Source organism: Ktedonobacter robiniae (assembly GCF_016587375.1).
Taxonomy (GTDB): domain Bacteria; phylum Chloroflexota; class Ktedonobacteria; order Ktedonobacterales; family Ktedonobacteraceae; genus Ktedonobacter; species Ktedonobacter robiniae.
Map to the genome: position 1 here is coordinate 638,935 of NZ_BNJG01000002.1, position 12,510 is coordinate 651,444.

The following is a 12,510-nucleotide window of genomic DNA, read 5'->3' on the forward strand; positions in this document are numbered from 1 at the left end:
TACCCTAACCAGACCAGTTCTCGTTTGCGAGCAGAGCGCGCCTATTCATCATAGGGCGAAACGATCCGATCCTCATTGAGGTAGTGTTGCAAAAATTTAAAGCTCAGCAATTGAAGTGCATATGAACATATCTCACGAGGAAAAGATGCGGAATATTCGCCTTTTCTCTGCGATATTGATTCGTAAGACGTAATTACTTGCTCCATTTCCTCAGCTTAAATTTTTCTGCAACACTACCAATTCCCGTGGTGATCTTGCATCCGCTCTCCTCTACGCGCTTATGAGATCGAATCACCAAATTTGTGCCAGACTCAACATTCAGGGATTTTACCAGTAATTGCAAAAAGGCCGGGATTACTCCCGGCACATACGGCTCTTGCGATATGAGGATGGGGATAAAATTAGGTAAATAGAGATAGGTTTATCCGTATTTCACAAGAGCCATGCCAAGTATAGCAAAGAAGAGCAAAATACGTGAGGATATTCACACTAATAGATATAATTTAGCACGCTCACAGAATTGTTCGGATTGAGAAAGTGTTCAGACTTGACCTCTTTGATACACTCAAGCCATGACTCAAGAGGAAGAAATCGCCCATCTTCGGGCAGAAAATCAAGCCCTGCGAGAAGCCCTGGCTCGCATCGAGGAGCTGGAACAGCAGAAGATGCCTCCCCCAGCGTTTGTGAAAGCGAACGTAAAAAAGCCAGCAGCACAGGGGTCTATGGTGAGCGGGAGTGAAGGTTGTTACCTGTATCCCTATACTCCCCGCTCATGTCGTTTCATGCCACAATCATTGAACAGCAGAGGTATGCCTCTGGCTTTACTTTACAGCACCCTGGGTAAGACCCGCAATAAACTGGCGCTGGAATATAAGGAACATAAGGATAATGGGTAGCGAAGCCAGCACAGCGCCCGAGAGTAGAATCCCATATTGATAGTCATATGGACCAACAAGGGACGCGATTCCCAGGTTAGCGACAAACATGGATGGATCGGTAGTCACGACGAGTGGCCAGTAGAAGTCATTCCATAAGCCAGTGAATGAGAGGATGCCTAGCACGGCCAGCCCCGGACGAACCAGGGGAAGGACGATGCGCCACCAGATCGCGAACTCAGATGCCCCATCAACGCGGGCAGAATCGAGAATCTCGTTGGGAACGGTTGTTGTGTACTGACGCATCAAGAAGATCCCAAATGCTCCAACTGCGCGAGGGATAATCAAAGACTGGTAGGTATTGAACCAGTGAAGTTCGCGGATCACCTCAAATTGAGGAATTTGCAAGACCTGAGGCGGGATGAGAAGTGTTACCAGCATAAGGGTGAAGAGGGCATTCTTGAAACGGAAGTCATACTTCGCGAAAGCAAAGCCCGCCAGCGAACTGAGCAGCAGAGAGGTAATTGTGCCGCCAATGGCTACAATTGCCGTGTTTAACATCCAGCGTGCGAAGGGAAATTGCGTAAGCAAGGCCCCCATATTTGCCAGGGTTGGGTTGCGAGGCAAGAGCGTAATTGGCGTACCAAAGATCTCCGTGTTGGGCTTGAAGGCACTAAAGACCATGTAAAGGAAAGGTATAACTGTCAGAAGCAACAGCAAAAGGAGCAGAAGGTTGACCAGCACTGATCCGGTAATAAAAGAATAACGACGTTTACGGGCGGCAGGAGAAAGCTGCATTTTTGTCTTCGGTTCCTGAAGCATTGTATCAATGCTTGCCATGATGAGATCCTCTCTAAAGAACCCTGTGCGTGAGGCACAGGCAAGGCACATAGCGCAAACTACCCGGCTATCACGCTACATCTGAAGAGGCTGCAGTTCCATACCCCCCGAAGAGTTTAATATTCAGTACGGAGAGGATGAGCAGCAGAAGCGTCATCGAATAGGCAATAGCACTCGCATAACCAACGTTAAAGTTCTGGAAGCCCTGGGTGTAGACATAGAGCGTAATGGTGAGCGAGGCATCTGAAGGACCTCCACCGGTGAGCAGCAAAGGCTCAGCGAAGAGGTTATAAGAACCGATAATGGCCTGGATGACGATAAAGAGCGTCACTGGCTTAAGTAGCGGAAGCGTAATGCTCCAGAAAGCCTGCCAGCGATTAGCGCCGTCGATCATAGCCGCCTCATAGTACTCTTTATTAATGGCATTGAGACCCGCCATCCAGAAGAGGGTATTGATGCCCAGATAGGTCCAGATACCAATGAGGATAAAGGCTGGCATGACAACTGGCTGATCTGTAAGCCAACCAATCTGGGGAATACCAAACCAGCCAAGCGCGACATTGAGCAAGCCATATTGCGTATCAAGGACGCGCGCGAAGATAACCGTAATGACCACGGTTGAGGTAATGACTGGAAAGAAGAGTCCTACGCGGTAAAGCCCTTTCCAGCGCACGAAGAGGGAGTTGATAGCAAGGGCCATGATCAGGGCCAGGGGAGTGAGGACAAACAAACTACCGAGAGCGTACTTAGTCGTATTGAGCACAGCAGTATAGTAGCGGGGGTCCTGGAAGAGATGGATGTAGTTGCCAAAGCCAAAAAACGTCTTCTTATCAAAGCCAAAGCCTTTGAAGAAGCTGAGCCACAAGGAGTAGAGGATGGGATAGATCCCAAATACCAGGAAGAGAATAAAGAAGGGTGAGATGAAGATGTAAGGAGCGAGCTTGCGTTGATTGCGATGCCACCAACTGCTACTCTGGCGAGGTTGGGCTGTCATGCTGGTATGTATCTGAGTCATGTGCATCCCTCCTTTGGGTATGGCATACGCGAATATTCTCAGGAGCTAAATGGAGCCATGTGCTAAGCAGTTTCGAAACTGATGATGCTTAAAGCCTGGTTATAAGCAGTTTGTAGCGCCGACTCTGGCATGACGCCCGGCTGCTGTAAACAGGGAGTGAGTGCGAGACGTGTAAAAGCATCGGTTGTCTCAGGCCAGTAGGGAGAGTTATACCACTGGTTTATCTCTGGCGAAACCTCTTTGATGATCTCACCCGCCCTCTGATTATCAAAGAACTTCAACGGCTCGCTTAATTTGGCCTGTTCCAGCGCTGGCTTATAGGTTGGCCAGGTCTGGCGTATCCCATAGTCGCCAAGTAACGCTTCGATGCTTGTGTGCTCGTAGAGCACAAAGTCGAGTGCTTCCTCAATACTGGAAGAGGTCTTAAGCACAGTAACGCCAGTACCGCCCTGCGTGGCGGTCCGTGAACCTCCCGCCTCCCATTGCGGAAGTGGTTGCAGATGCCACTTGCCAGCAGTATCTGCCGCGTTCTGTTGTACGAAACCGCTAAAGTTCCAAGAAGGGCCGATCAGAGAGGAAAATGTACCATCAGAAACCTTGGCCCAGTATGCCTGACCAATGGGGCGTATCCCTGCCCACTTTTCGTTGATGGCCTGCTTCTGATAGCGAAGCGTGTTTAAACCTTCAGAGGAGTTGAAGATAGGTTTGCCATTGGCATCAAAGAAGCCGCCTTTGCGTTGAAGTGTCTGTATCCACCAGTAACCGGAGTCGTTGAAGGGGAAATCGATGAAATATTTGCCTGTAGCTTTTTGATAACGCCGACCTGCTTCCGCGAACTCATCCCAAGTATTAATGGGGGCCTTAATACCGGCCTTTTCCCAGAGATCCCAACGGTAACTGAGCAGACAGGTGTTCAATTCATTGCCAATACCATAGATCTTGCCTTTCCAGGACCAGGGATCGGTAGCCGAAGGATGATAAAACTTGTCCATGACTCCCATTTGCTGAAGCTTAGGAGCGATATCCACAAAAATGACGTCGCCTTTAATGAAGCGCGCGAACTGGCCAATCTCGATGTCAGCGATATCGGGACCGCCTGAGCCAGCCAGGGCCGTAATCAGGACCTTGTCGTGCATTTGCTGAAAAGGAAAGATCATCCAGTTGATCTCGAAGTCGGGCTTCTTCTCCTTCTTGTAGAGTTCCCAGGCTTGTTGTTGCCATTGGATACGGGTGTTGGAGAATGCCCAGAAGTTGAGCGTCTTCTTGGCTCCGGTATTGATAGCTGGTGCGCAACCACTCAGCAATAAACTGGCTCCCGCAGTCGCACTTCCCACGGCCTTGAGAAAGGATCGTCGATGCATCTGCATATACGTACTCCTTCGTCCATATATCCATCTATACGCATGAGTAGACAATAGCTCATCTGTTACTAAATGCTAACTTCCATATTGTATAGAATGAACAATGTGGTAACAGGCAAACAGATAAGGCTTATAAAAAAGATAACGTTTTCTGGATTGATTTGTCAAGCTTTTTGTGTAGAATTGAGCAACAAAACCATAAGACGATTTGACATGAGCATCTTACTTACAGGGTTATTGAAGAGGTTTCACCAATCTGTGTATGAGCCCCTCAAGACCTTTGCCTTTCTCTCCGATAGCTCCCACATTGACAACCCCAGGTTTTTTCGTGAGGAAGAGAACGCTCTGGCCAAAGCCCAACGCCGCCTCGCCAGGGCCTAGAAAGGAGCAGCGGTTCTGCTTGCCAGAACGAGCCTGAAGCGAAAGGGGAGGAGGAAGGCCAATCGCGCTAGAACGCGATGTTGCATACGGACCTCCCATGACACCAGCCTCCCACGATCATCTCCTCAAGAAAGCTCTCAGTGTGTCGATGCCGCTTGTGGTAACGGCTTGTTGCCTGAACTCCGCCTCATGCAAAAAAACTTGCCGCACCCTTCACAGAGGACAAGTGAGTTGTATGATATTCACCTCATATCATTGGTTGCTGACACTCCACGTCCCGTAGAAGCCATTCCATGGCCAACGTTGAGGTGAAGAGAGATGCCTCCCATTCCTCAAGCAGTGAAAAGCCTCGGCTTTTTGTCTCATGTTTTCCGCCGAGATGGGCACGTTTTGAGACGCCGTTTTTGAGACGGGTTTCGATCTAATGCAACAGGTTATGAGGTGCATGAAATTGGGAGCAAGATCCTGAACGTTTCGAGCGCTTGACGATCTCAACAAACGGGCCAGCCTGTTGAAAAACCCTCCGATGGATGAGTGTACCTGACAATTACACTACTATTCACGCTCAGATTTTGCACGCCATCTGTAAAATGATGAGCTAATTCGGACTTTTTCAACAGGCTGCGGTCAATTTTGCAACTTGTCAGTCTTCGTGCGCAGAAATGAGCTATGAACTGGTGTCAGTCGAATGCCGCCGCCAAGGTCGCCCTGCAAACGGATCTGCTCAACGACGATTGGGCTATCCCTCAGTGGTTGCGCGCTTTTCCTTCGCCACCAGCCTTTTAATAGATATCCTCAAAGAAGGGTCGATTCTGACCTCCTTTGAGGATATACTGTCTCTATCGAGACAATATAGAAGGAGTACACATATGACGACACTACCAAAGAACGTGCAACCAATCCCTAATGGCTATCATAGCGTGACGCCGTGGATCATTTCACGAGACACGGCTCAGTTCCTTGATTTCATACGCAAAGCATTTGGCGCACAGGAATTGGGACGGGTCTACAACGAGGATGGCACCATCTGTCATGCCGAAGCCAAAATTGGCGACAGCATCGTTATGGCCTTTGATGCGCAGCAAGAGGGATGGCCTGTTACTCCTTGCTTCCTGCGTCTCTACGTCCCCGATGGGGATGCCGTGTATCAGCAAGCGCTTGCTGCTGGAGCGGCCGCAGTCTCCGAGATGACTACCCTGGCCCTTGGCGACCGCGTGGGACGCGTCCGCGACCCCTTTGGTCATGTGTGGTGGATTCAGACCCGCCTGGAAAACCTCACTCTTGAGGAAATGGCAAAACGTGCCGCAGAGCCGCAGTATCGTGAAGCGATGCGCTCGTTTCAAGCATCTCTTGATCAGGAGATGAAGCGCCGAAGCGATACCGAAAGCCATATAGGTGTCTCTCGATGACGCGATCAACAACAGGGGGACTCTCCCTCTCATGGAGCCAGGTGACTGCTCGTAGACTAGTTCGCCAAGGGCTCGACATCCACTCACAGAGCGCTCGACCAGCAGAGATCGTGAGAGCGCTCTGTGGAGCGCACGCTCAGGTCGCCTCTGCTGCCTTCTGGTCCATCGGGCTACGAGGTGCCTCTCTCACCTCGACAGAGGTCAAAGATGCCCTGTGGACCGAACATAGCTTGGTCAAAACATTCGGCCCACGCGGCACGGTTCACCTGCTCGCGACACAAGATCTGCCTCTATGGGCTGGTGCGCTTTTAGCGATACCTCCGTCCCACAACGGTCATAGCAAAGAGGTACGGCTTACTCCCGAGCAAACCGATGAGGTCATCAAGGCCATTGCTGCCGCGCTTGTCGATACCGAGTTAACCATTGACGAACTGAGCGATGCGGTGATTGCTGCCACCGGCCCCTGGGCTGGCGAGCGGGTCATGCCTGCGTTCAACGATATGTGGCCTCGCTGGCGCATGGCTCTAGCTCAGTCCGGCTTTCGCGGCGCGCTGTGCTTTGGCCCCAATCAAGGTACCAAAGTCACCTACACCAGTCCGCGAAGGTTTCTCCCAGCATTTGCTCCCGTGGAAGAACGAAGTGCGCTCGTTTGGCTGCTCAAGAGCTATCTCTCTGCCTATGGGCCAGCCACACCTCAGCACTTCGCACAGTGGCTGAACGCCCCACGGAGTTGGGCAAGGGAGCTATTCAACGCTCTTTCTGATGAACTTGAGGAAGTTTCAGTCAACGGCAGTCTGGCATGGGCGGTGGCTGGAGATACCGCCTTCCCGTCCAGTTCGCTTCAAAGCGTCCGGCTCCTTCCCTACTTCGACGCCTATATTGTCGGCAGCCAATCGCGGGAGCTGCTCTTTCCCGGACAAGCCGCCCAACGTGCTCTGACTCCGAGTGGGCAGGCGGGAAACTACCCGGTGCTCCTCATCAATGGAATTGTCGCAGGGGTCTGGCATCAACGGCGCTCTGGCCGCTGGCTTGATATTACCGTAGAACCATTTGACCAACTCACCGCAACTCAACGCCACGAACTCGATGGGCAGGTAGAGCGTATGGGAGCGTTTCTCAATGCTCAACCTCGATTGACTCTTGGTCCAGTCATTGCAGGCGCACATGCATGAGTATGCAGCTATCCCATTGTCGAGGAAGCCTTTGCTTGCTTGACAATGGGACAGGCATACAAGAAGTTTGAATGTGGGATGCAACAAACGAAGGTTTAGCCGCAATACCCAATGACGCTCATATGCTTACCTTATCCCAATTAATAAATGCAAAAATATGGAGCAAAACATGAATTTGCCATCTTCTTTAGGGGTCAATAAGAATCAAGTAGTGTGCCGTCCGCAATAATTTTAGAAAAAGGACTTTTAGAAAGTTGAAGAGCCAGAACGAGTCAGTAGCTGGCTCAAGGGAGGTGATGCTGGTAATTTTGTTAACGGATGTACCAGGTAGCCAGTACAACCCCTTCGGACGCAAACCTGTAATAATTATGGTAGGCAACAACCAGGCACCTTGTCAATCTCCCGGTCACCTTTACAATAAAGCAGAATAGATTGACTGAAAAGAATCACATTATAGAGGTAGAAGAGTAAAGAGGTCAGCCAGGGCTCCAGTCCGGTTGCGCTCATGCTTCTGGCTGATCTCTTTACTCTTCTATCTCTATAATGACTTTGAGCGCTTCGCCGGGGTTGGCTACTAATTTGAAGGCCTGAGAGGCTTCGTCGAGGCTGAAGCGGTGGGTGATGATGGTTTCGGAGCGGATGCGCCCGGTGCGCAGGAGTTCGAGGGCCAGGCGCGTTTCGTAGGGGCCAGCGGAGTAGCTGGTGCGCAGGGTGATCTCCTGGAAGAAGATGGCATTGGGTGTAATGGGCAGGATCGCTGCGGGCTGCGGAGGGGCGAAGAGAAGCAGTGTGCCGCCAGGTCCAACTAGACTGAGCCCCTGCTGCATAGCAGAAATTTTCGAGGGCGTGACGATCACGATGTCCGGCTTGCGTCCCTGGTTGAGCGCGAAGATCGGCGTGAGCAGGTCGTCGGAGAGATCGAGGGCGTGATCGATGCCGGTTTGTAACGCGTGCTGGCGGCGATAGGCAATCGGGTCGACAATCACGACAGTCGTGGCTCCGCGCTGGCGGGCTAGTTGCGCCAGCATCAAGCCATTGCTCCCCGCTCCCAGCACACAAACGCTGTCGCCAGGACGTATGTTCACGCGCTCGATGCCGCGCAGACAGCAGGCCAGCGGCTCGATCAGCGTGGCGCTTTCATATGAAAGATCGCCAGGCAAAAGCAGCACGTCGCGCTCAACGTTGGGCGCGGGCACGCGAATATATTCGGCAAGCCCACCCGGATAGAGGCGGGTCGCTCGGAAGGTCGCGCACTGCGAAAAAGCGCCGCGCTGGCAAAAATGGCAGACCATACACGGCACATGATGGTGCACAAAAACGCGATCTCCCACGGCGAACTGCTGCACTCCCGCCCCGAGCGCGACAACGCGCCCGACCGGCTCGTGGCCAGGATAGAGGGGCGCGCGCGGCTTCATATACCACTCCATGACATCGGACGCGCAGATACCGCAGGCCCGTAGCTCGACCAGCAGCTCGCCCGACCCGATCTCCGGGACGGGAAGATCTATCAGACGCACATCATCGTTTGCATAATACTGAACCACGCGCATACCGCGACCTTCTTTCATCTTTTCGCTGGCACAATACAGAGAAAGCCAAATGGCTCTTGCTCCAGGGCAAAGAACTGGTGCACCTCGTTGCCCGAAATATAGACAACATCGCCCGGGGCCAGCTCGTGCTCCTCCTCTCCCAGGCGCAGGCGCGCCCGGCCATGCAAGATATACACTCCATGGTCGTGCGCGTGCTGATCCAGCGAGGTATAGCCACCTGGCTGCACCGCGAAGTAGCGCATATGAAAATTGTCTGAAGCCTCGTCCGTACCAATCATAATCTGGCGCGTCGCCCTGTCCGCGCCGCTGTTCTCCGACCCATACGCGCGCACAGGAACACCCTGCCAGCGCAATTCGCCGTTCTCACCCGCGGCGGCACGATGAATAATGCTCATAGGATCTTTTGCTTTCTTAGCAACTGTTCAGATGACATTCTTGCACCGCCTGTGGCGGCGCATAAAAAGAATAAGGGATTTTCGGGGACACCCCGAACCCCAGCAGAGGGTTCGCCGCCCTCTGCACTCCCGCTTTGCTCAATATACGTTTTTGGGACACCCCAAACCCTGGTGGAGACTAGTCATCCCCTGTACTCCTGCCATGCTCACCACACATTGCGCAATAAGGCTTCATAAGGCGCGCGGAAAATCCCTTTTTCGGTGATCAGCGCGGTGATGTATTGGTGGGGAGTTACATCAAAGGCGGGGTTGGTGACGTTGACGCCTTCTGGGGCAATGATGCTCCCACGCACGCTGGTGACTTCCTCTGGCTTGCGCTGCTCAACCGGAATCTGCTCGCCGGAGGAAAGCGAGAGGTCAAAGGTTGAGGTTGGAGCAACAACGTAGAAAGGAATCTGATGCACGCTGGCCAGCACGGCCACGGAGTAGGTGCCTATTTTGTTGGCGACATCCCCGTTGGCCGCGATGCAGTCAGCGCCTACGAAGACTGCCTGTACACGGCCCTGGCGCATAAAGGAGCCAGCCATGTTATCGGTAATCAGGGTCAACGGCACGCCAGCTCGTTGAAGTTCCCAGGCAGTCAGGCGCGAGCCCTGCAGCAGGGGCCGCGTCTCGTCGACCAGCACGTGGACGCGCTTGCCAGCGTTATGCGCGACGTAGATGGGAGCCAGCGCGGTCCCGATACCCATAGTCGCCAGCGCGCCCGCGTTACAGTGCGTCAGCACTGTATCCCCTTCGGCCAGCAGGGCCGCGCCCAGTTCACCCATGCGCTCGCAGGCATCGTGGTCTTCTTGCACGATAGCCCTGGCCTCGGCCAGCAAAACGCGCTGGAGTTCCTGTGCATTCCGCACGAGCGCGAAATTCTCGTCCACGCAACGCAGTAAGCGCTTGATTGCCCAGGCCAGGTTGACCGCCGTGGGACGCGTGGTTGTTAGCAGAGCACCAATTGCCTGTAGCTGCTCGCGAGCCTCGACCAGACCGAGCGTCTCCCCGCGCTCGCGTACCTGGCGGGCCAGTCCCAGCACCAGGCCAAAAGCCGCGGCTGCCCCGATCGCGGGCGCGCCGCGCACACGCAGCGCGCGAATGGCCTCCGCGACCTCCACTTCACTGGTCAGCCTCAGATGCTTCGTCTGCTGCGGCAGCAAGGTCTGGTCAATGAGGCCAACATACACACCCTGTTCATTTTCTTCCCACCAGACAGGCTGAAGCAGTCTCTGATCGAGCATAATAGTAAACGTAATCCTTTCCCGGAAAAAACCAACTCCTGCTGGCATTTTCACACGACCTTGCAGCGAAATCAAGGTCATATTATGGCACCAGGGCCTGCGGAATGCCCTGGCTGTGGAAAAACGCGAAAAACGGCAGCGGCACAAAACCGCTCACGATATTGGGGCCCCGGCATTGCGATTCCATTCATCAAATTCGGACATCGTTCCTCCTAATTGTCGATGCCAGTCGCATCAACTAATAATGTTAGTGTAAGATGCTTATTCCAGCATGCCAGGAAGTTTGATACTAGCTGCTTCTGGCTGCTTCGTCTCTTACTCATTAAAAGATGAGGAGTCCGCGAGAATATTCCCGAAAAGCGACGATTTTTCTGTGGCCGGGGTGTAAATGGAATGTTTTTGCTTTTTCCAAAGTTAGCGCGGACGTTTTCAATCCATTCTAAGAATTTTTTCTAAAATCATTCCGGATTTTATGGTTTTTCTCGAAGAGCGAGAGGCGCTCATAGAACGCTTTCAACGTGGGCTCTCCACTCACAGCATAGCCGAGGAGGGCCACCACAAAGTCAATGGTGTCATAGTGGCCAAACCGAGGACGAGCAAAACGCATGCGTTCCTGGGCTGCTTTGAGCAGACCAAACTGGGTAAGCACTTGAGCCACAATGGCCACCTCACCAAACCATGCAGGAGTCGATGGGCCGACGCTGAAGAGATCTGGATTGTTACGGTTGGATGTCGCATACGCTTGTCTACCCCCTCCTGAGAAGGAAACTAGGACAATTTCTCTTCCCCTGTTGGTGCTCGTTGGAAGGAAGAACGCAGCACTCCTCATGTGAGACTGAGTCACGAAAACGGCTCTCTGGTGTCTAGGTCGGAGAGCCGTTTCTGTACGCTTGCCTTGCTGCTCTTCCTGTCCTTACGCTTGGAATTGCTTGGGACCAAGCCGAAGCGTCACTTCGGCCACCTGCTGTCCCAGGTAATGAGCCACGGCCAGATCATCTTCGGAGAGGGTACGGCCCACGGCCCCACCGGCAATCGCCATCGCCCCATACGGCGATCCTGCACGCTGGAGCAAAGGGGTGGCATAGCCACATGGCACAATGAGCATGCCCAGGTGCATCAGTTGCACCATCATCCCCAAAGTGGCCTGTTCAACGCCCCCATGCGGGGTTGAAGCCACAGCCATCACCCCAGCAGGACGACCAAGCAGGGCATTGCTCCTCCACAGGGGACTCGCTTGTTCCAAAAAGGCTTTCATGGCTGCTGACATTCCTCCATAGCGTGTTCCTGAGCCAAGAATCAGCCCATCAGCGTGTGCCAAATAGACTCAACAGGCTTGCACTCCGCAGAAGGGGATTTTTGCATACCCCCCCGAAACGGTGCACTCAGCTTCAACCAGGCATCTCCTTCGCCCACATCGAGAGAATGGGATGATGGGGTATGGCACCGAGAAGGGGTCACTCGATTGACGGGGGCAGCATATACTCTAAGCAATAGGCGCAGTTCTCAAGCGGCTTCACCTCAAGAGAAAAGCAGCACCCAGGAAGTCTTTTCAAGACTTCCTGGGTGCTGCTTTTCTCTCTTTTTGCGGTAAAAACAGTTACCTTAAACCCATTCGACTGCCTTAGAGTATGCGCTGCCCCTGTCAATCGAGTGACCCCAACAAGGAGAGGCGTTTCATTGCTTCTGGTGCTCGACCCACTGAGCTCGCCAGGCAGGTGCCTCGAACGGATTGGCAAAGTACTGCGTCTCGTGGGCAACCTTGCCATCGCGAAACTCCATAATGCTGACGGTTTGCGTTGGCTGCTCGTTATAGCTGAGCACGTACTCGGTGATCCAGAGATCGCCGCTCCCAAGGACGCGCCGGATGGTGAAACCCAGCTTCGCCGGGTGGTGTCCGCGAAGGGCTTGAATGTTGTGGCGACCGCGGATTCGCTCGCCCGACTGAGGATACTCGACCAGGACATCATCGTGATAGATCTCGTGTTCCACTTCAATGTCCCCAGCGGCGGAGGCTGCCCAGTGTTGATCCAGAGCTCTCCGAATTTCTTCGTTTTCCATAGTTTCTCTCCCTTTGGCTCGTACAGAGCACCATCCATCGTATGTGAAGATGACACAGCGCCGTATTCATGTCAAGGCTAGAAGTCTGACAACCACTCATAAATCCAATCAAGGGCTTCGCAGCCACATTGGTAGCGACTCAGGTCTGTATGTCGCCTGCGGCGACCA

Annotated in this window: 11 protein-coding genes; 2 read left to right on the forward strand and 9 right to left on the reverse strand. The window is 53.2% G+C overall.

The genetic code is table 11. The annotated features are described in order from the left end of the window. Positions 1 to 821: 821 nt before the first annotated feature. The 3 genes from JMJ04_RS23305 to JMJ04_RS23315 all read right to left on the reverse strand — a co-directional run bounded on the left by JMJ04_RS23305 (position 822) and on the right by JMJ04_RS23315 (position 4,097). On the reverse strand, positions 822 to 1,715 hold the full coding sequence (locus JMJ04_RS23305; RefSeq protein WP_201372843.1) for a carbohydrate ABC transporter permease: 894 nt from the start codon (positions 1,713 to 1,715) through the stop codon (positions 822 to 824). A gap of 70 nt (positions 1,716 to 1,785) precedes the next feature. Beyond that, a complete protein-coding gene (locus JMJ04_RS23310) occupies positions 1,786 to 2,730 on the reverse strand; it encodes a carbohydrate ABC transporter permease (protein WP_201372844.1) in 945 nt (314 codons plus the stop codon). A 62-nt stretch (positions 2,731 to 2,792) separates the two neighbouring features. Then, positions 2,793 to 4,097: an ABC transporter substrate-binding protein gene (locus JMJ04_RS23315; protein ID WP_201372845.1), complete on the reverse strand. Its 1,305-nt coding sequence runs from the start codon at positions 4,095 to 4,097 to the stop codon at positions 2,793 to 2,795. Positions 4,098 to 5,341: 1,244 nt separating this feature from the next. Here JMJ04_RS23315 and JMJ04_RS23320 point away from each other — a divergent pair. Both JMJ04_RS23320 and JMJ04_RS23325 read left to right on the forward strand, forming a co-directional pair. Next, the gene (locus JMJ04_RS23320) at positions 5,342 to 5,881 is read left to right on the forward strand and encodes a VOC family protein (RefSeq protein ID WP_201372846.1); all 540 of its coding nucleotides are present in this window, start codon (positions 5,342 to 5,344) and stop codon (positions 5,879 to 5,881) included. Continuing rightward, positions 5,878 to 7,053, forward strand: coding sequence for a winged helix DNA-binding domain-containing protein (locus JMJ04_RS23325; protein ID WP_201372847.1), 1,176 nt, complete (start codon positions 5,878 to 5,880; stop codon positions 7,051 to 7,053). The genes JMJ04_RS23320 and JMJ04_RS23325 overlap by 4 nt, the downstream gene beginning before the upstream one ends. Before the next feature lie 524 nt (positions 7,054 to 7,577). Here JMJ04_RS23325 and JMJ04_RS23330 read toward each other — a convergent pair. The 6 genes from JMJ04_RS23330 to JMJ04_RS23355 all read right to left on the reverse strand — a co-directional run bounded on the left by JMJ04_RS23330 (position 7,578) and on the right by JMJ04_RS23355 (position 12,342). Then, positions 7,578 to 8,603 (reverse strand): zinc-dependent dehydrogenase, encoded by a 1,026-nt coding sequence (locus JMJ04_RS23330; protein WP_201372848.1) that lies wholly within the window; start codon positions 8,601 to 8,603, stop codon positions 7,578 to 7,580. A gap of 14 nt (positions 8,604 to 8,617) precedes the next feature. Continuing rightward, complete coding sequence (locus JMJ04_RS23335; RefSeq protein WP_201372849.1) at positions 8,618 to 8,998, reverse strand: cupin domain-containing protein; 381 nt, start codon at positions 8,996 to 8,998, stop codon at positions 8,618 to 8,620. 206 nt (positions 8,999 to 9,204) lie between these two features. After that, positions 9,205 to 10,284 (reverse strand): S-methyl-5-thioribose-1-phosphate isomerase, encoded by a 1,080-nt coding sequence (gene mtnA / locus JMJ04_RS23340; RefSeq protein WP_201372850.1) that lies wholly within the window; start codon positions 10,282 to 10,284, stop codon positions 9,205 to 9,207. A gap of 439 nt (positions 10,285 to 10,723) precedes the next feature. After that, a complete protein-coding gene (locus tag JMJ04_RS23345) occupies positions 10,724 to 10,942 on the reverse strand; it encodes a hypothetical protein (RefSeq protein WP_201372851.1) in 219 nt (72 codons plus the stop codon). Between the two features lie 255 nt (positions 10,943 to 11,197). After that, positions 11,198 to 11,602, reverse strand: coding sequence for an NAD(P)H-dependent oxidoreductase (locus JMJ04_RS23350; protein WP_201372852.1), 405 nt, complete (start codon positions 11,600 to 11,602; stop codon positions 11,198 to 11,200). Positions 11,603 to 11,958: 356 nt separating this feature from the next. Beyond that, the gene (locus JMJ04_RS23355; protein WP_201372853.1) at positions 11,959 to 12,342 is read right to left on the reverse strand and encodes a nuclear transport factor 2 family protein; all 384 of its coding nucleotides are present in this window, start codon (positions 12,340 to 12,342) and stop codon (positions 11,959 to 11,961) included. Positions 12,343 to 12,510 lie beyond the last annotated feature (168 nt).

Bases quoted from the DNA above. Each gene is read 5' to 3' on its own strand.
- JMJ04_RS23305 (WP_201372843.1), bottom strand. From the start codon at position 1,715: ATGGCAAGCATTGATACAATGCTTCAGGAACCGAAGACAAAAATGCAG.
- JMJ04_RS23310 (WP_201372844.1), bottom strand. From the start codon at position 2,730: ATGACTCAGATACATACCAGCATGACAGCCCAACCTCGCCAGAGTAGC.
- JMJ04_RS23315 (WP_201372845.1), bottom strand. From the start codon at position 4,097: ATGCAGATGCATCGACGATCCTTTCTCAAGGCCGTGGGAAGTGCGACT.
- JMJ04_RS23320 (WP_201372846.1), top strand. From the start codon at position 5,342: ATGACGACACTACCAAAGAACGTGCAACCAATCCCTAATGGCTATCAT.
- JMJ04_RS23325 (WP_201372847.1), top strand. From the start codon at position 5,878: ATGACGCGATCAACAACAGGGGGACTCTCCCTCTCATGGAGCCAGGTG.
- JMJ04_RS23330 (WP_201372848.1), bottom strand. From the start codon at position 8,603: ATGCGCGTGGTTCAGTATTATGCAAACGATGATGTGCGTCTGATAGAT.
- JMJ04_RS23335 (WP_201372849.1), bottom strand. From the start codon at position 8,998: ATGAGCATTATTCATCGTGCCGCCGCGGGTGAGAACGGCGAATTGCGC.
- mtnA (WP_201372850.1), bottom strand. From the start codon at position 10,284: ATGCTCGATCAGAGACTGCTTCAGCCTGTCTGGTGGGAAGAAAATGAA.
- JMJ04_RS23355 (WP_201372853.1), bottom strand. From the start codon at position 12,342: ATGGAAAACGAAGAAATTCGGAGAGCTCTGGATCAACACTGGGCAGCC.